Below are 18,568 nucleotides of genomic sequence, written 5' to 3'. Positions count from 1 at the left end.
GCAGCACTACCTGCCCGGCCCGCAATGAGGAGCCCCCGTGACCGCCCCCGAGTCGCCCCAGCCCGTAGACGCGCCCGACGACGACAAGTCGCACGTGCCTCCGCTGACGACCCGTGTCGTCATCGCCGAGGACGAGGCGCTGATCCGTCTCGACCTCAAAGAGATGCTCGAGGAAGAGGGCTACACCGTCGTAGGTGAGGCGGGTGACGGTGAGCGGGCCGTCGAGCTGGCCCGGGAGCACAAGCCGGACCTCGTGATCCTCGACGTGAAGATGCCGAAGCTCGACGGCATCTCCGCGGCCGAGAAGATCGCCGAGGAGTCCATCGCCCCGGTCCTGATGCTCACCGCGTTCTCGCAGCGCGACCTCGTCGAGCGGGCCCGTGACGCGGGCGCGATGGCGTACCTGGTGAAGCCGTTCAGCAAGAGTGACGTGGTGCCGGCGATCGAGATGGCCGTGTCCCGCTTCGCGGAGCTGAAGGCGCTGGAGCAGGAGATCGCGGATCTCACGCTGCGTCTGGAGACGCGGAAGCTGGTGGACCGCGCGAAGTCGGTTCTGCAGACGGAGTACGGCCTGACGGAGCCGGCGGCGTTCCGGTGGATCCAGAAGACGTCGATGGACCGTCGTATGTCGATGCAGCAGGTCGCCGAGGCGGTCATCGAGGACGCCGAGGAGAAGAAGGCGTCGAAGGGCTAGTCCCGCGCCCTGTCGAAGAGAGTGTTGAGGAGCTCTCATCCGCGTCGTGTCCGCGGATGAGAGCGGACGGAAGAGGCCCGCACCCCTGACGGAGGTGCGGGCCTTTTCGTGCGACCGGAGGTTGTCGCGGGATCAGTCCTCGCCGAGGTACGCCTTGCGGACGGACTCGTCGTGGAGCAGGTCCTGGCCGGTGCCGGAGAGGACGATGTTGCCGACCTCCATGACGTGGGCCTGGTCGGCGAGGGAGAGCGCCGCCTGGGCGTTCTGCTCGACGAGGAGGATCGTCGTGCCGGCCGCCTTGAGTTCGGCGATGGTCGCGAGGATCTTCTGCATCATGATCGGCGAGAGGCCCATGGAGGGTTCGTCGAGCATGAGCAGTTTGGGCTGGGACATCAGGGCGCGTCCCATGGCGAGCATCTGCTGTTCGCCGCCCGAGAGGGTGCCGGCGGCCTGCTTACGGCGCTCTCCCAGGATGGGGAAGAGGTCGTAGGCGCGCTGGATGTCCCTCTCGATGCCCGCCTTGTCGCTGCGGAGGAACGCTCCGAGCTGGAGGTTCTCCGCGATGCTGAGGCGGGGGAAGATGTGGCGTCCCTCGGGGGAGTGTGCGAGTCCGAGGGCGACGATCTTGTGGGCGGGGACGTTGGCGAGGGGCTGGCCGTCGAAGAGGATGCGGCCTCCGCTGGGCTTGAGGAGCCCGGAGAGGGTGCGCAGGGTCGTCGTCTTGCCGGCGCCGTTGGTGCCGATGAGGGTGACGATCTGGCCGGCTTCGACGGTGAAGGAGATGCCCTTGACGGCTTCGATCTTGCCGTAGGCGACCTTGAGGTCTTCGACCTCGAGCAGTGCGGTCACTGGGCGTTTCCTTCCTTGCTGGTGCTGCTCGTCGCGTCGGAGTCGTCGGACGCGGCGGGGGCGTCGGACGTTCCTTCGGCCTCGGCGGCTTCCTCGGCTTCGTCGGCGACGGGGGCTTCGGCGGCCTCTGAGGCTTCCTCAGGCTCGGCGGCCGCTGCGGTCTCTGCGGCTTCCTCGGCCTCGGTGGCTTCCGCCGCGTCCTCGGTGTCGGTCGCTGCCGGGGCCTCGACGGCTTCGTCGGCCTCGGTGGGTGCCGCGTCCTCGGGCTCGGCGGCTGCCGCCGCTCCGGTGGCTCCTGCCGCTTCCGCGGCTTCGACCTCGGCGAGTTCCTCCTCGCCGGGGGCGCCCTCGAAGGGCGTGCCGAGGTAGGCGGCGATGACGCGCTCGTCGCCCTGGACGACCTCGGAGGTTCCCTCGACGAGCTTTTCGCCCTGGACGAGGCAGGCCACGCGGTCGGACAGGTTGAAGATGAAGCGCATGTCGTGCTCGATGACGAGGACGGCGATGCCGCGGTCGCGGATGGCGAAGACGAGGTCTTCGGTCGCGCGGGTCTCCTGGGGGTTCATGCCGGCGGTGGGCTCGTCGAGGAGGAGCAGGCCGGGCTCGCTGGCCATGGCGCGGGCGATCTCGAGCTTGCGCTGTTCGCCGTAGGGGAGGTTGCGGGAGAGGTGGTCGGCCTTGTGGTCGAGGCCGATGAACTCCAGCAGTTCCATGGCGCGTTCGCGTGAGGTCGCTTCGGCCTTGCGGAAGCCGGGGCCGCGGAGGAGGGCGGACCAGAGGCCTTCCTTGGTGCGGGTGTGGCGTCCGACGAGCACGTTTTCCAGGACGGTCATGTTGGCGAAGAGCCGGATGTTCTGGAAGGTGCGGGCGATGCCTGCGCTGGTGACGAGGTGCGGCTTCGGGGGCAGCACCTTTCCCTTGTAGGCGACCTTGCCCTCGGTGGGGACGTACAGACCGGTGAGGCAGTTGAAGAAGGTGGTCTTGCCCGCGCCGTTGGGGCCGATGAGGCCGACGATCTCGCCGCTGTTGACGGTGAGGTCGACGTTGCGTACGGCGGTGAGGCCGCCGAAGCGCATGGTGACGCCGGTGGCTTCGAGGACGGGGCTGGGGGCTGTGGTGGTGGTCATGTTGGTTACGCCCCTGCCTTGGTGACGCCGACGGTGGAGTCGGGCAGGCCTTGTTCGGGGATGTGGACGGTTTCGTCGCTCTCGTGGAATTCGAGCTGGCGGCGACGGTTGGCGATGATGCCTTCGGGGCGGAAGCGCATGAGGACGACGAGCGCGATGCCGAAGGCGAGGAGCTGGTACTCCTTGAGGAAGCTGAGCTTCTCGGGGAGCAGGTAGAGCAGGGTGGCGCCGAGGATGGGTCCGTTGACGGTGCCCATGCCGCCGAGAACGACCGCCGCGAGGAGGAAGGCGGAGTTCGGGGGGACGGAGCCGGCGAACTGGTACGGGGCCGGGTTGACGCTGTAGCCGACGTGGGCGCTGACCGTGCCGGCGAGGCCGGCGAGGGAGGCGCCGAGGGCGAAGGCGATGAGCTTGACGCGGAAGCCGTTGATGCCCATGGCGGTGGCGGCGGTCTCGTCCTCGCGGATGGCGATCCAGGAGCGGCCGATCCGGGAGTCGGCGGCGCGGTTGAACACGACGACGACGAGTCCGGTGATGAGCAGCATCAGCAGGAAGTAGTTCGCGAAGCGGCCGAGGGCGAAGCCGAGGATGCTGTGCTCGGCACCGAAGTTGAACCCGAGGATGTTGAGGTCCGGGATCATGGAGATGCCGTTGGGGCCGTTGGTGAGGTTGGGTCCGGAGGTGCCGTCCATGTTGTTGACGGCGATGCGGAAGATCTCTCCGAAGCCCAGGGTCACGATGGCGAGGTAGTCGCCGCGCAGTCGCAGGGTGGGGGCGCCGATGAGGACGCCGAAGACGAGCGATGCGGCCATGCCGGTGAGCATGGCGGCCCAGAAGGGGAACTGGACGCCGGAGAAGCGGGAGAACTCGGAGCCGGAGACGAGGGCGGCGGCGTAGGCGCCGACGCCGAGGAAGGCGACGTATCCGAGGTCGAGGAGTCCGGTGAGGCCGACGACGATGTTCAGGCCGAGGGCGACGGTGCCGACGACGAGGATGTTCACACCGAGGTTGGAGTTGTGCTCGTTGTTCGCGACGAAGGGGAAGATCGCCGCGGCCAGGAAGGCCATGGTGGTGGCGAATCCCTTGTGGCGGGCGTTCAGCTGGGCGAACCGGTCGAAGAGTCCGGCGCTGTGCAGGGCCCAGGTGCCGAAGACGACGAGGAGCAGGTAGCCCAGGAACGTTTCGCTTGCGTCGGGGTCGACGCCGATGCCGTAGTTGAAGACGATCAGTGCGACGGCGGTGGCGGCGGTGATGACGAGGCGCTCGCCCCAGCCGGGCAGTTTCGCGGCCGGGGGGATGAGTTCGGGCTTGGTGACGTAGTCCTTGAAGGTGTCACCGGGCTTGGGGAGTGCCAGGGTGCCGAGGAGGGCGATCAGGGAGCCGACGGCGGCGACGTAGGCGCCGGGGTCGAGTGCGACGAGGCCCTTGAGGTCGACGGCGATGGCGATGGCGCTGAACCAGCTGACGGCGAACGCGGAGGCGGCGGCGAGGACGACGGGCTGGATGGCGCCCGCCGGGTTGAGCCAGCCGAGGCCGCGGACGTTCCAGAGGGTCAGGGCGAACAGGAGGGTGAGGGCGCCGGCGACGATGTCGAGGACCTGGAGTCCGGCCGGGGAGCCGTAGTAGGTGAGGTCCCCGGGGAAGTCGGACGTGTAGGTCCAGGACATGAAGGTGCTGGCGATGGTGGCGACGGCGCCGATGGCGATGAGGACGCGGGCGGCGCTCTCGGGCAGTGCGATCAGGCCGCGCTCGGGCGTGGTGGTCTCGGTGGTTGCCATGGTGCTCACGCCCTGTCCGCGACGCGTTCGCCGACGAGGCCTTGTGGCCTGAACAGCAGTACGAGGATGAGGAGTACGAAGGCCCAGACGGAGGACCAGCCGCCGCCGCCGAGCTGCTGCATGCCCGGGATGCCGTCGATGTAGCTGGTGGCCATGGTCTCGGCGAGGCCGAGGACGAGGCCGCCGACCATGGCGCCGTAGATGTTGCCGATGCCGCCGAGGACGGCGGCGGTGAAGGCCTTGAGGCCCATCTGGAAGCCCATGTCGTACTTCACCGTGCCGTAGCGCAGGCCGTAGGCGACGGCTGCGACGGCGGCGAAGAAGCCGCCGATGGCGAAGGCGATGACGATGATGCGGTTGGTGTCGATGCCCATGAGCTGCGCGGTGTCAGGGTCCTGCGCGGTGGCCTGCATGGCGCGGCCGGTGCGGGAGAGGCTGACGAACAGCGCGAGGGCGGCCATGCACAGCGGGGCGGCGACGATGACGAAGACGGAGCCGCTCTGGATGCTGACGGAGCCGATGTGCAAGGGGCCGAACGGAAGTTGGGGGAACTTCAGGTCGGTCTTGGCGTTCGGGTACGTGTTGAAGACGATCTGCTGGAGGGCCAGGGACAGACCGATGGCGGTGATGAGGGGGGCGAGGCGTGGTGCTCCGCGCAGTGGTCGGTAGGCGAAGCGTTCGGCCCCGACGGCGATGAGGACGGAGACGATTCCGCCGCCTATCAGCATCGCTGGGAGGGCTATCCACATGGATGTGCCATTTGGCAGAACGTAGAGGTAGACCGAGAGTGCGCCGAAGCCGCCGGTCATGAAGATCTCGCCGTGGGCGAAGTTGATGAGCTGGACGATGCCGTACACCATCGTGTAGCCGATGGCGATCAGCCCGTACATCGAGCCGAGGAACAGCCCGTTGGCCAGCTGCTGCGGCAGGGTGTTCACCGCATGGCCTCCATGTGGTGGGGAGAATTTGAGCAGGGCGTATGGGGCGGGCCGCGCGGTGACGTGTGGTCGTGGCCGCGCGGCCCTGGGTTGTGCTGAGGGCCTGTCCGGTGGATCGGACCGGGCTCACGGTGCCCTTTCGGGCGCCGTGGCCTGGAGTCGGACCGATCCGCCGGAGTGGCCCGGGTGGCGTGGATCAGCCGTTGAACGTACCGCTCTTGACGGCCTTCCACTTGCCGTCGACGACCTGGTAGACGGTGAGCTGCTTGTTGGTGGTGTCACCGAACTCGTCGAAGGAGACGGGGCCGGCGATGCCGTCGAACTTGGTCTTCTGGACCTCGGCGACGATCTTGGCGCGGGCGCCGTCCGGGATCTTGCCGTCCTTCACGACAGCGCCGATGGCCTTGATGATGGCCGTGGCGGCGTCGTAGGAGTAGCCACCGTACGTGCCGTAGTCGCCCTTGAGGCCGGAGGCCTTGTACTTCTTGATGAAGTCGGCGGCGGAGGACAGGGAGTCGACGGGCTGGCCGACCGAGGTGACGAGGTCGCCCTCGGAGGTCTTGCCGGCGGTCTCGATGTAGGTCGGGGTGAACATGCCGTCACCGCCGAACAGCGGGACCTTGACGCCGCCGTCCTTGAGCTGCTTCGTGAGCTTCTCGGACTCGTCGTACTGGCCGCCGTAGTAGACGATGTCGGCCTTGGCGTTCTTGATCTTGGTGACGAGGGCCGAGAAGTCCGTGTCGCCCGTGTTGACGTGGTCCTCGCCCGCGACCTTGCCGCCGGACTTGGTGAAGCCGGCCTTGAAGAGCTTGGCCAGGCCGGCGCCGTAGGTCTGCTTGTCGTCGACCACGAACACCTTGCGCTTCTTCAGGGTGTTGTACGCGTAGTCGGCCGCGAAGCCGCCCTGGAGGGCGTCGGTGGTGGCGGTGCGGAAGTACGTCTTGAACGGGCGGGACTTGGCGGTCTGCCAGTTCTTGCCCTGGGTGAGCTCGGGGGCCGTGTTGGACGGGGAGATCTCGACCAGGTTGGCGGTGTCGAAGACCTGCTGCATCTGGGTGGCGACGCCGGAGTTCAGCGGGCCGACCACGCCGAGAACCTTGTCGTTCTGGACGAGCTGGGTGGCGTTCTGCTGACCGGAGGCCGGGATGGCCTTGTCGTCGAGCGCCTGGACCTTGAACGTCACGCCGGGCACGGTGTTGTTCTTGTTGGCGTCGTCGACGGCGATCTGGACGCCGCCCTGGATGCCGAGGCCGGTGGCGGAGTTCTGACCGGTCAGCGGCGCGTCCACGCCGATGATGATCTCGGTCTTCTTGTCGCCCTTGCTGTCGCCGCTGTTGTCGCGCGAGCCGCAGGCGGTCAGCGTGAGTGCTCCCGTAGTGAGCACGGCGGTGAGTATGACCATAGAACGCTGTCGCACGTTGAATCCTCTCCCTGGCGCGGCACCCCAGGGTGGGGGCCGTGTGTCTCGCCGGGCCGTACTGGTTGAAGCAGGGCCGTGCAGTGACGCGCCCGGCGGCGCGGTGACTGGCCGTGACTATAAGCGCAGGTAGGGGGAGTGTGGAGGAGCGTGGGGAAGGCTGTGACGCTCTTGTTATGCGGGGGGTGCCTCGCGGGCATGGGGCGGACGTTCGGAGCATTTCGGTGTGCTGGTGGGAGGCGGTTGTGTGTTCGCATGGTGAGAACGCGCTGATCCGGGTTCGTGGCGGGGAGCGGAAGCTGGACGTGCGGTGGCGGGTCGGGGTGCTGCGGGGGGCGCGGTGCGGTGTGCCTCGCGGCGCGGCGATTGCTTCGTTACAGCAGAGGTAACCGACTGTTACTGCCGTGTGAGGTGGTCGCGGGTGTCCTGGCTGGGTGAAGTGGGTGTGGGGTAGGGCCGGTTGGGGAAACAGAGGGCGCGCAGGCCGGTCCACAGGTCGTGCGGGTAGGTGCCGCCGAAGAGAAAGCTTTGCTGCTGCTGTGCTGTCTCGTTGCTGATGAGCAGGTCGAGGTGGGGCAGGACGAGGGCGGGCGGCAGCGAGGCGCAGTCGTATACGGAGATGCGCACGGTGATGAGGCGGGGATTTCCGGCCTTCACTGTCAGTGGCAGCCGGGGCGCGGTCGTGGCACTCAACTCGGGCAGTCCGGCGCCTACTTGGTGGACGGTGACGGGGGTGCCGCGGGCGACGACGACCTCGAAGCGGAACGAAGTGGGTGTGGTGCCACGGCCCTTGTAGTGGAGGGTGGTGACACCGGCGGGCCACGGGTAGGGGTTCGGGGCGGCCCGGGTGTGCGTTGCGGGGCGCAGGGCGAAGAGGGCGCCGGTTGCGGTCGCGATGACGACCAGGGCCTGGACGAGCCGTCGGTACGGGAGCGGGAGCGCGGCCCAGCGGGTGCCGAACCGCGGAGGGCCGGACCTCAGCAGTTCGGTGGGTGCGTCCTGGTGGGGGGAGTCGGCTTCAGCGGGGCGGTAGGGCTCGACGGGCCCGATGCCGGTCATGTCTCATGCTGGACCGGAGAGCACGGCTCCGCCAAGGGGCGGTGCGGGACGGGGAGTTGGACGGCCCCAAGCCGAGCGCCGCGAGGTGGAGGCGCCGCGAGGTGGGGGCGTCTGGGGGTGGAGGCCTCCGGGGGTGGAGCGTCCCGAGGCGGAGCGCCCCGGGGTCGGGGGTTCCGAGGTGGGGTGCTGCGAGGTCGGCATTCCGAGGTGCGGTCTCCCGGGGTCGGCTTCCGGCGGGGGGCGCGTCGTCGGCGTTCCGGGGTCGGGGGTTCCGGGGTGGGGTGCTGCGAGGTCGGTGTTCCGAGGTGTGGCCTCCCGGGGTCGGCTTCCGGCGGGGGGCGCGTCGTCGGCGTTCCGGGGTCGGGGGTTCCGGGGTGGGGCGTTGCGAGGTCGGTGTTCCGAGGTGTGGCGTTCCGGGGTCGGGCCTCCCGAAGGGGGGCGCGTCGAGGCCAGGCCTCCAGGGGGCCGGGTGTCCCGAGGGTGGGCTTCTCTCGGGCTGGATGATCCGAGGCCGGGCCGGGCGTCCGGGGGCCGCGCGCCCGGGAGGCGTCCGCTCCCCGGCGCGCCCCCGTGTGTTCCTGCCCGGCGGGGGAGACGGTTCCCTGCCTCGGAGGGCCCTTGAGAGCCCCTGGGAAGCCCCTTCAGGGCCCCGGAGCGCCCCGTAGGGGTGCGGCCGGGTCCCGGCCGGGCGTCAGCTCTGGGGTGCGTCCTTGAGGATGCAGGTGAGCCGGGCGCTGCAGACGCGCTTGCCGTCCTCGTCGGTGATGGCGATCTCGTACGTCGCCGAGGTGCGTCCGCGGTGGACGGGTGTGGCCACGCCGGTGACGAGGCCGGCGCGGACGCCGCGGTGGTGGGTGCAGTTCAGGTCGACGCCGACGGCGATCTTGGTGATGCCGCCGTGGAGCATGGCGCCGACGGAGCCGATGGTCTCGGCGAGGACGGCGGAGGCTCCTCCGTGCAGCAGGCCGTAGGGCTGGGTGTTGCCCTCGACGGGCATGGTGCCCACGACGCGGTCCGCGGAGGCTTCGACGATCTGGACGCCCATGCGGTTGCCGAGGTGGCCCGCGGAGAAGAGGGCGGGCAGGTCGACGCCGAGTGCGGCGTACTCGTCGATGACCCCTTGCGGGAACTTCGGGGTGTGCTGTTCGCCCATCGGGCCCGGCTCCGTTCGTCGTGGACCACTTCGTCGTGGTTTCGCCTCGCTGAGCGAACGCTCAGTCGGCTGTCGATTGTTCCAGACGGACGACCACGGACTTGCTGGCAGGGGTGTTGCTGGTGTCGGCGGTCGCGTCGAGGGGGACCAGGACGTTGGTCTCCGGGTAGTAGGCGGCCGCGCAGCCCCGGGCGGTGGGGTAGTGCACGACGCGGAAGCCGGGCGCGCGCCGTTCCACGCCGTCCTTCCATTCGCCGACCAGGTCGACGTACGAGCCGTCCGCGACGTTCAGTGCGCGGGCGTCCTCGGGGTTGACGAGGACGACCCGGCGGCCGTTCTTTATGCCCCGGTATCGGTCGTCGAGTCCGTAGATGGTGGTGTTGTACTGGTCGTGGGAGCGCAGGGTCTGCAGGAGCAGGCGGCCGGCGGGGAGCTCGGGGTACTCGACGGGCGCGGCGGTGAAGTTGGCCTTGCCGGTGGCCGTGGGGAAGCGGCGTTCGTCGCGCGGGGCGTGCGGGAGGGTGAAGCCGGCCGGGTCGGCCACGCGCGCGTTGAAGTCCTGGAAGCCGGGGATCACGCGGGCGATGCGGTCGCGGATGCTCGCGTAGTCCTTCTCGAACTCCTCCCAGGGTGTGCTGCTCCGCTCGCCGAGGGCCTTGCGGGCGAGGCGGGCCACGATGGCGGGCTCGGACAGCAGGTGGGGGCTCGCGGGATCCAGGCGGCCCCGTGAGGCGTGCACCATGCCCATGGAGTCCTCGACGGTCACGAACTGTTCGCCGCCGCCCTGGAGGTCGCGCTCGGTGCGTCCGAGGGTGGGCAGGATGAGGGCCCGCGCGCCGGTGACGACGTGCGAGCGGTTCAGCTTGGTGGAGACGTGCACGGTCAGCCGGGCGCGCCGCATGGCCGCCTCGGTGACCTCGGTGTCGGGGGAGGCGGAGACGAAGTTGCCGCCCATGGCGAAGAAGACCTTCGCGTCGCCGTCGCGCAGTGCGCGGATGGCCCGTACGACGTCGTAGCCGTGTGCGCGGGGCGGCTTGAAGCCGAACTCCTTCTCCAGGGCGTCGAGGAAGGCGGGGGCGGGGCGCTCGAAGATGCCCATGGTGCGGTCGCCCTGGACGTTCGAGTGACCTCGGACCGGGCAGACGCCCGCGCCGGTGCGGCCGATGTTGCCGCGCAGCAGCAGGAAGTTGACGACTTCGCGGATCGTGGGGACGGAGTGCTTGTGCTGGGTGAGGCCCATCGCCCAGCACACGATGGTGCGCTCGGAGGCGAGGACCATGCTCAGGGCTTCGTCGATCTCGTCGCGGGTGAGGCCGGTCGCGGTGAGTGTCTCGTCCCAGTCGGCGGTGCGGGCGGCCCGGGCGAACTCCTCGAATCCGTGGGTGTGTTCGGCGATGAACGTTTCGTCGACGGCGCCCTCGGTGGCGAGGATCAGCTTGTTCAGCAGGCGGAAGAGGGCCTGGTCGCCGCCGAGGCGGATCTGCAGGAAGAGGTCGGTGAGCGCGGCGCCCTTGAACATGCCCTGGGGGGTCTGCGGGTTCTTGAAGCGTTCCATGCCCGCTTCGGGCAGCGGGTTGACGGTGATGATCTTCGCGCCGTTGGTCTTGGCCTTCTCCAGGGCCGAGAGCATGCGGGGGTGATTTGTGCCGGGGTTCTGCCCGGCGACGATGATGAGGTCCGCCTGGTAGAGGTCGTCGAGGAGGACGCTGCCCTTGCCGATGCCGATGGTCTCGTTGAGCGCGGAGCCCGACGACTCGTGGCACATGTTCGAGCAGTCCGGCAGGTTGTTCGTGCCGAGTTCGCGGGCGAACAGCTGGTAGAGGAACGCGGCCTCGTTGCTGGTGCGGCCCGAGGTGTAGAAGAGGGCCTCGTCGGGGGAACCGAGCGCGGCGAGTTCCTCGGCGACGATGTCGAAGGCGCGCTCCCAGGAGACGGGCTCGTAGTGGTCGGCGCCTTCGGGGAGATACATGGGGTGGGTGAGGCGTCCCTGCTGGCCGAGCCAGTAGCCGCTGCGGCCGGCGAGGTCTGAGACGGGGTGCGCGGCGAAGAAGTCCGGGGTCACCCGGCGCAGGGTGGCCTCCTCGGCGACGGCCTTCGCGCCGTTCTCGCAGAACTCCGCGGCGTGCCGGTGCTCCGGTTCGGGCCAGGCGCAGCCCGGACAGTCGAAGCCGTCCTTCTGGTTGACGCGCAGGAGGGTGAGCGCGGTGCGGCGCACACCCATCTGTCGCTGGGCGATGCGCAGGGTGTGTCCGATGGCGGGGAGCCCGGCCGCCGCGCGCTTGGGTTCGGCTACCTGCGGCGTGTCCTGGACCGGATCGCTTTTGGGCGGCTTGCTGGCCATCGCTGAACCCCTTCACGTGCGCACGTCGGTGTGCGTGTCTTCGTACCGGTCGGATCCTCGCACGCGCGGCTGACAGCGACGGTCGTGGGTTGTGGGAATCCGGCCGGGGGAGGAGCGTGCCGGGCCGGGACGGCTCTCGATGTCAGTGGGCCGTGGCAGGATCGGGGGCGTGGCAGACACAGCATCGAAGAAGACCGAGAACACCGCAGGTACGGGCCGCCCGCGCCTGATGCTCATGGACGGGCACTCGCTGGCCTACCGCGCGTTCTTCGCGCTGCCCGCGGAGAACTTCACCACGGCGACGGGCCAGCCGACGAACGCCATCTATGGTTTCGCGTCGATGCTGGCGAACACGCTGCGCGACGAGTCGCCCACGCACTTCGCTGTGGCGTTCGACGTGTCGCGCAAGACGTGGCGTTCCGAGGAGTTCACCGAGTACAAGGCGAACAGGTCGAAGACCCCTGACGAGTTCAAGGGGCAGGTCGAGCTGATCGGCGAGGTGCTGGACGCGATGCACGCGCAGCGGTTCGCGGTGGACGGTTTCGAGGCCGACGACATCATCGCGACGCTCGCCACGCAGGCCGAGGCCGAGGGCTTCGAGGTGCTGATCGTCACGGGCGACCGTGACTCCTTCCAGCTGGTGTCCGAGCACACGACGGTGCTGTACCCGACGAAGGGTGTCTCCGAGCTGACCCGGTTCACTCCGGAGAAGGTCTTCGAGAAGTACGGGCTGACGCCGGCGCAGTACCCCGACTTCGCGGCGCTGCGCGGTGACCCGTCGGACAACCTGCCGGGCATTCCCGGTGTCGGCGAGAAGACGGCCGCGAAGTGGATCAACCAGTTCGGTTCGTTCGCGGAGCTGGTCGAGCGGGTCGACGAGGTCAAGGGCAAGGCCGGGCAGAACCTGCGCGACCACTTGGAGGCGGTGAAGCTCAACCGCCGTCTCACGGAGATGGTCAAGGACGTCGAGCTGCCCCGGACGGTGGCTGACCTGGAGCGGGCCGCGTACGACCGTACGGCGCTCGCGATGGTCCTGGACACCCTGGAGATCCGTAACCCCTCGCTGCGGGAGCGGCTTCTGGCCGTGGACCCTGGGGCGGGGGAGGCCGAGGAGGCGCGGCCCGTCGCCGAGGGCGTCGAGATCGACGGCGTGGTGCTGGGCGCGGGCGAGCTGGAGCCGTGGCTCGCCGAGCACGGCACGGCGGTTCTGGGCATGTCCACGGTCGACTCGTGGGCGCTGGGCACGGGGTCCGTCGCCGAGGTCGCGCTCGCGGCCGGTGCGGGGGCGGCCGTCTGGTTCGACCCGTCCCAGCTGGACGAGCCCGACGAGAACGCGTTCGCCGCGTGGCTCGCCGACCCCGGGAAGCCCAAGGTCATGCACAACGCCAAGGGCGCGATGCGGGTCTTCGCCGAGCACGGCTGGACCATCGAGGGTGTGACCATGGACACCGCGCTCGCCGCCTACCTGGTCAAGCCGGGCCGCCGCTCCTTCGCGCTGGACGCGCTCTCGCTCGAGTACCTCGGCCGGGAGCTCGGACCCGCCGCCGCGGCGGACGGCCAGCTCGCCTTCGGTACGGACGAGCAGGCCGAGGCCGACGCGCTGATGGCGCAGGCCCGCACGATCCTCGACCTGGGCGAGGCGTTCGGGGAGAAGCTCCAGGAGGTCGGCGCGGCGGATCTGCTGCGTGACATGGAGCTGCCCACGTCCAGTCTGCTGGCCCGCCTGGAGCGGCACGGCATCGCGGCGGACCGGGCGCATCTGGAGGCCATGGAGCAGATGTTCGCCGAGGCGGTGCAGCAGGCCGTGAAGGAGGCGCACGCGGCCGCCGGGCACGAGTTCAACCTCGGCTCGCCCAAGCAGCTCCAGGAAGTCCTCTTCGGTGAGCTGGCCCTGCCGAAGACGAAGAAGACCAAGACGGGCTACACGACGGACGCGGACGCTTTGGCCTGGCTGGCGGCGCAGACCGAGAACGAACTGCCCGTGATCATGCTCCGCCACCGTGAGCAGGCGAAGCTGCGCGTCACGGTCGAGGGCCTGATCAAGTCGATCGCCGCGGACGGCCGTATCCACACCACCTACAACCAGACGGTGGCGGCGACGGGCCGGCTGTCGTCGACCGATCCGAACCTGCAGAACATCCCGGTCCGTACCGACGAGGGACGCGCGATCCGTCGCGGCTTCGTGGTCGGTGAGGGTTTCGAGTCCCTCATGACCGCGGACTACAGCCAGATCGAACTGCGGGTGATGGCCCATCTGTCGGAGGACGAGGGCCTGTTGGAGGCGTTCACCTCCGGCGAGGACCTGCACACCACCGTCGCCTCCCAGGTGTTCTCCGTGGAGCGGTCCGCGGTCGACGCCGAGATGCGCCGCAAGATCAAGGCGATGTCGTACGGCCTGGCCTACGGGCTGTCGGCGTTCGGTCTCTCCCAGCAGCTGAACATCGAGGCGGGCGAGGCCCGTGCGCTGATGGACACGTACTTCGAGCGCTTCGGCGGTGTACGGGACTATCTGCGCCGGGCGGTCGACGAGGCCCGGGCCACGGGCTACACCGCGACGCTCTTCGGACGCCGCCGCTATCTGCCGGACCTCAACAGCGACAACCGGCAGCGCCGCGAGGCGGCCGAGCGTATGGCCCTCAACGCGCCCATCCAGGGCACGGCCGCCGACATCGTCAAGATCGCGATGCTCAACGTGGACCGGGCGCTGCGCGAGGCGAACCTCACCTCCCGCATGCTTCTCCAGGTCCATGACGAAATCGTCCTGGAGATCGCCCCGGGCGAGCGCGCCCGGACCGAGGAGCTGCTGCGCCACGAGATGACGTCAGCCGTCCAGCTCCAGGTCCCGCTGGACGTCTCGGTCGGCTCGGGCCCGGACTGGGAGTCGGCGGCGCACTAGCGCCGGGGCCGCCTTCGGCCAAGGCATGCGGGCCCAGCCCCCGAGGCACCGGGCCCGCACACCGGCCGTATCCAGAGCGACCTGCCCCTGACCCTGCCCCTGACCGCACGCCGCACGCCGCACGCCGTGCGACTTCGAGCACCCGCCGGAGGCGTGCCGGGCGGCTCCGGGCGTATCCCGGGTGACTCTGGCCGCACGCCGGCCATGCGCCGGGTGCACCTCGGCCGAGAGCCGGATGTACCCCGGCCGCGCGAGCCGGATGTACCCCGGCCGCGCGCCGGGCGTAACCCGGCCGCATGCCGGGCGACTTCGGCCGCGCGCTTACGCCGTCGGGTCCTCCGGATCTGCGCCCCGCGCTGTCTGCGGGCTTCGCGGTCCCGCTGCTCCCCGCTGCTCCCCGCGGATTCCGCGGTGCCCCATGTCCGGAGGGAGCTGTCCAGGGAGCTGTCACTCGCGTGGCTCTCACAGAGCGCCCGGGGCCGGAAGGTGCCGTAAGGATGCGGGCATGGGTATACGCACGCTCCACTGCCGTACGGTCATGGCCACGACCGTCGTGGTCGCGACCGTGACGGTGACCGCGGCCGTCGTCCCGGTCCTGCTCGCGCCGATACCCGCGGTCGCCGCCGAAGCGGGCACCGCCCAGCTGCCCGAGGCCTGCCGTTCCTCCCACGACGAGGACCTCGCGGCCCGGTTGTCCCGCGACCTCCAGGCGGCACTGTCGGCACGCCCGGGCACCGTCCTGGTGGCGGCGCGCGACGACAGGACAGGCGGTCCGACCCGCACCACGGCCGGCGACCGGATGCGGCTGCCGACGGTGCTCACCGGCGCCCACGCGTTCCTGAGGACCCGTGTGCACGGCCTGCGGCTGCTCATCCGGGTCCGCGGCGACCGGCGCAGGGCCGTGCCCTCCATCCCGCCGCGCGGTGTGAAGGCGCACATCTCGACCGGCCGGCTGCCCCGGACCGCGAACGGCGGGCGCGTCCACGGCATCGGAGCCTTCACCGGCCCCGCCCGCAGCTACCGCGTCATCGTCCTGTCGTACGACCATCCGACGATGCCGTACGCCGCCCGCGTCGTCGAACGTTTCGCCCGGGCCGTGCACCGGTGCCTCGGCCACGGACGCGGCCTGCTCCGGAGCGTTGCCACCGGTACCGCGGTCAGCGAGGAGCGGGGCGGCTCGGCTCCGTACGGGCCGCCGCCGGACCGGGACGAGCCGGGCCGGGACGAGCCGGGCCGGGACGAGCCGGAGCGGGACGCCACAGCCTGACCGCCGTGACGTACAGGCCGAGGCCGAGGACCAGGCCCGCGCCCCCGCCGAAGGACAGCGGCGGAATGAGTTCCCACGGCTTCGCGATGGATCCCCAGTACGCCCACCAGCGCACCGCCCGCTGCACCGCGGCGGCCAGCGCGAGGCCGCCGATCACCGCGGCGGCCAGCCACCGGTCGGCGGTGGACAGGACGGGCACCCCGACGGCCGGACCGTGGGGCGTGCGGCGCAGGGCGAGCACCACGAAGGCCACGATCACGACGGCCGCCACCGCCGAACTGCCGTACTGGACGTACCAGTAGAGCGGCGAGCCCGCGAGGTTCCGCCCGAGGACGGGGAAGAGCCGTACCCCCCACCGGTCGTGATGGGTGAACGCGTCCCACACCACATGCGTCAGCGCGCCGAGCGCCGCGGAGACGTACCACCACAGGATCACCGGCGCGCGCACCGGCTCGCGTGCTGCCCCGCAGCGCAAGAGCCGCGCCGTGCGCCCCTGTCGTGCCGTGGGCATCAGGGCCACCAGCGGTTCGCGCAGCGCCAGCCAGGCACCCACCAGTGTCCATGCGATAAGCACATCGACGGTGAACACCCCGGCGAACGAGTGGGTGAAGGTGCCGAACTCCATCGCCCCGGGCACTACGCTCGCCGCGTAGTAGGTCATGTCGGGAGCGAAGGAACCCGCCACGAGAACGGCGGGAATCAATCGGCCGCGACCGCTTCCGTCCCCGCGCACGGCGGGCAGTACGGCGGCCGCGTGACTGAGAGTGAAGGGCAAAACGTCCCCCTGCGGCTACTGGTGACCGGCTATGTCCGGCCGGTTGATCACTGACGGCCAGTATGCGGGACGACGTCACATGGCCAACTGGTGAATATCGGGCGCGAACAGCTGCCTGGGCAACGGAAGTTGTCGTAGGGTCGCCTGGGTCGCCGTGCTGGGGAGTACGGCCGGAAACTGCGGAAGCGCACAGGGTTCTGAGAGACGGCGGGCTGGGCCGGTCGTCCGTGGGAGGGGTTCACTCAATGGCGGCGCAATTCGGCAGGAGGCTGCGCAAGAGCGCGGCAACCACCGCTGTGGCCGCGGCCGCGGTCGCGGCTCTGTCCGCCTCCCAGGCCCCGGGAGTGATGACCGACGACCACGGCAGACAGTCGGCGGGCGCCGATGTCGGCCTGGGCGCGAACGATGCCGGCGGCGACGGCACCGCGACCGGCAACTCGCGCTACTACACGGACCTTCCGCCGCTTCAGAGCCCGAACCCCGAACCGAGCGCGAGCGTGGGAGGCGGCACGCCCGCCGCCACGGGCGCCGCGGAGGCGGGCATCCCGGCGACCGTTCTCGACGCCTACAAGCAGGCCGAGGCATCGCTGCACGAGTCCAAGCCGACCTGCAACCTGCCCTGGCAGCTCCTCGCCGCGATCGGCAAGGTCGAGTCGGGCCAGGCCCGCGGCGGCCGCGTCGACGCGGCCGGCACCACCCTCTCGCCGATCCTCGGCCCGGTCCTGAACGGCAACGGCTTCGCCAGCATCACGGACACCGACAACGGCGCGTTCGACGGCGACAGCACGTACGACCGCGCGGTCGGTCCCATGCAGTTCATCCCCTCCACCTGGGCGTGGGCGGGTCGCGACGGCAACGGCGACGGCAAGAAGGACCCCAACAACGTCTACGACGCGGCGCTCGCCGCCGGGCACTACCTGTGCCGCTTCGGCCACGACATGTCCGTCCAGGCGCAGCTGAACGCCGCGATCCTCAGCTACAACAACTCGACGGCGTACCTCAACACCGTCCTGTCGTGGCTGGAGTACTACCGCAAGGGCACGCACGAGATCCCCAACGGCACGGGCACGCTGCCCTCGCACCACAGCGACGACCCGGCCACGCCGAGCCCCACTCCCACTCCGCCGAGCAGCCCGAGGCCGGGCGGCGGCCCGACGAGCCCCGCCCCGACCCCGACGCCGCCCGCCACCCCGACCCCGCCCGTCACGCCGCCGCCGACGAGCCCGCCCACCCCCACTCCGACGCCCACGCCCACACCGACGCCCACCCAGACGGTGGACCACCTGGCGAACACCGGCGACGGAAAGCTCACGGCGACGGCCGGCGACACGTTCGCGCAGAAGATCGCCGTACGGACCGAGGACAAGGCCGGCAAGGCCGTGGCGAAGGTCCGGGTGCGGTTCACGATCGTCGGCGACACGGATGCCACCTTCACCGGCGGCGAGGCCGTCGCCACACAGGTCACCAACGGGCTCGGCACGGCCACCGCGCCCGCCCTCACAGCGGGTGAGAAGACGGGCGACTTCACCGTCCGCGTCACCGTCGTGGGCCGCGTCATGGCCGGCCTCGACTACACGGCCACCGTCACCGCCCGCCAGGCCGACACCCTGGCCCGCACCACCGACACCGCGCTGACCTGCGTACCGGGCGGCGAGTTCGCCGACCAGGTCGAGGTGAAGGCCACCTACCAGGGCGCGGCCGCAGGCAAGGTCGCCGCGACCGCGACCCTGATCAAGTCCGCCGACGACGCCACCGAGAACGACAAGGGCCCCTACTTCAAGGACGCGGACGGCAAGACCGTACGCACCCTCACCGCCCTGACCACGGACGCGGACGGCCGGCTCGTGCTGCCGAAGCTGTATGCCGACGACACCACCGGCACCTTCCTGCTCCGCATCACCACCACCGGCGGGGCCACGCTGACCGTCGAACTGACGGTGGCCGCCCCCGCGTCGTAGAACCGCGCCCCCACCGCGCGGCCCATGCGTCTCCAGGGCGCCTCCTCGGCTCACGCCGCGGGGGCGCCCTGATCCGTTGTGTGCGCGACGTGTTCTCATCTCGCCCGGCCGTTGCTACGGTGCCGGACCTGACGATGTATCAGCTCCTGGCCCTCGGGAGGCCCGCATGCGTGCCCTCATCGCCGCCGCGACCGGTCTCGCCGTGGCATTCGCGCTGGTCCTGACCATCACGGCGATGGGCTCGCCGGCCGGACACACCTCACCGAAGCCGATGCTCACCACCGTCCCCAAGCACCCCTGACGCACGCACCGGGAG

At 70.2% G+C, this 18,568-nt stretch carries 14 protein-coding genes; 5 read left to right on the top strand and 9 right to left on the bottom strand.

All coding sequences use genetic code 11. The features are described from left to right. The first annotated feature begins 37 nt into the window (after positions 1 to 37). On the top strand, positions 38 to 694 hold the full coding sequence (locus ACFYR3_RS01420; protein ID WP_355855588.1) for a response regulator: 657 nt from the start codon (positions 38 to 40) through the stop codon (positions 692 to 694). Positions 695 to 826: 132 nt separating this feature from the next. On the opposite strand, the gene ACFYR3_RS01415 is transcribed toward ACFYR3_RS01420, so the two are convergent. From ACFYR3_RS01415 to ACFYR3_RS01380, 8 genes are all read right to left on the bottom strand, one after another. Further along, the gene (locus ACFYR3_RS01415; RefSeq protein WP_355855585.1) at positions 827 to 1,543 is read right to left on the bottom strand and encodes an ABC transporter ATP-binding protein; all 717 of its coding nucleotides are present in this window, start codon (positions 1,541 to 1,543) and stop codon (positions 827 to 829) included. Further along, on the bottom strand, positions 1,540 to 2,670 hold the full coding sequence (locus ACFYR3_RS01410; protein WP_355855582.1) for an ABC transporter ATP-binding protein: 1,131 nt from the start codon (positions 2,668 to 2,670) through the stop codon (positions 1,540 to 1,542). The genes ACFYR3_RS01415 and ACFYR3_RS01410 overlap by 4 nt, the downstream gene beginning before the upstream one ends. A 5-nt stretch (positions 2,671 to 2,675) precedes the next feature. Beyond that, positions 2,676 to 4,448 (bottom strand): branched-chain amino acid ABC transporter permease, encoded by a 1,773-nt coding sequence (locus ACFYR3_RS01405; protein WP_355855623.1) that lies wholly within the window; start codon positions 4,446 to 4,448, stop codon positions 2,676 to 2,678. 5 nt (positions 4,449 to 4,453) lie between these two features. Then, positions 4,454 to 5,386: a branched-chain amino acid ABC transporter permease gene (locus ACFYR3_RS01400; RefSeq protein ID WP_355855580.1), complete on the bottom strand. Its 933-nt coding sequence runs from the start codon at positions 5,384 to 5,386 to the stop codon at positions 4,454 to 4,456. A gap of 196 nt (positions 5,387 to 5,582) precedes the next feature. Beyond that, a complete protein-coding gene (locus tag ACFYR3_RS01395; protein WP_355855620.1) occupies positions 5,583 to 6,788 on the bottom strand; it encodes a branched-chain amino acid ABC transporter substrate-binding protein in 1,206 nt (401 codons plus the stop codon). A 411-nt stretch (positions 6,789 to 7,199) separates the two neighbouring features. Then, positions 7,200 to 7,862, bottom strand: a complete 663-nt coding sequence (locus ACFYR3_RS01390) for a hypothetical protein (protein ID WP_389280966.1) — start codon at positions 7,860 to 7,862, stop codon at positions 7,200 to 7,202. Between the two features lie 691 nt (positions 7,863 to 8,553). Continuing rightward, the gene (locus ACFYR3_RS01385) at positions 8,554 to 9,015 is read right to left on the bottom strand and encodes a PaaI family thioesterase (protein ID WP_355855574.1); all 462 of its coding nucleotides are present in this window, start codon (positions 9,013 to 9,015) and stop codon (positions 8,554 to 8,556) included. A 61-nt stretch (positions 9,016 to 9,076) separates the two neighbouring features. Next, positions 9,077 to 11,356, bottom strand: coding sequence for an FdhF/YdeP family oxidoreductase (locus tag ACFYR3_RS01380; RefSeq protein WP_389280964.1), 2,280 nt, complete (start codon positions 11,354 to 11,356; stop codon positions 9,077 to 9,079). A 169-nt stretch (positions 11,357 to 11,525) separates the two neighbouring features. On the opposite strand from ACFYR3_RS01380, the gene polA reads away from it, so the two are divergent. Next, entirely contained in the window at positions 11,526 to 14,252 is a 2,727-nt protein-coding gene (gene polA / locus ACFYR3_RS01375; protein WP_389280962.1) for a DNA polymerase I, read from the top strand. Positions 14,253 to 14,757: 505 nt separating this feature from the next. Beyond that, on the top strand, positions 14,758 to 15,519 hold the full coding sequence (locus ACFYR3_RS01370) for a hypothetical protein (RefSeq protein ID WP_389280960.1): 762 nt from the start codon (positions 14,758 to 14,760) through the stop codon (positions 15,517 to 15,519). On the opposite strand, the gene ACFYR3_RS01365 is transcribed toward ACFYR3_RS01370, so the two are convergent. Beyond that, positions 15,410 to 16,294, bottom strand: coding sequence for a DUF4184 family protein (locus tag ACFYR3_RS01365; protein WP_389280958.1), 885 nt, complete (start codon positions 16,292 to 16,294; stop codon positions 15,410 to 15,412). The genes ACFYR3_RS01370 and ACFYR3_RS01365 overlap by 110 nt on opposite strands. Before the next feature lie 245 nt (positions 16,295 to 16,539). Here ACFYR3_RS01365 and ACFYR3_RS01360 point away from each other — a divergent pair, with 245 nt between their 5' ends. Continuing rightward, the gene (locus ACFYR3_RS01360; protein ID WP_389280956.1) at positions 16,540 to 18,252 is read left to right on the top strand and encodes a lytic transglycosylase domain-containing protein; all 1,713 of its coding nucleotides are present in this window, start codon (positions 16,540 to 16,542) and stop codon (positions 18,250 to 18,252) included. Between the two features lie 166 nt (positions 18,253 to 18,418). Next, positions 18,419 to 18,553, top strand: a complete 135-nt coding sequence (locus tag ACFYR3_RS01355; RefSeq protein WP_351550740.1) for an SPW_0924 family protein — start codon at positions 18,419 to 18,421, stop codon at positions 18,551 to 18,553. Positions 18,554 to 18,568 lie beyond the last annotated feature (15 nt).

The sequence above is a fragment of the Streptomyces sp. NPDC005784 genome, assembly GCF_042871525.1.
Classification (GTDB): Bacteria; Actinomycetota; Actinomycetes; order Streptomycetales; family Streptomycetaceae; genus Streptomyces.
Note: the sequence above shows the minus strand (reverse complement) of the source record. Positions and strands in the feature narration are given on the sequence as shown.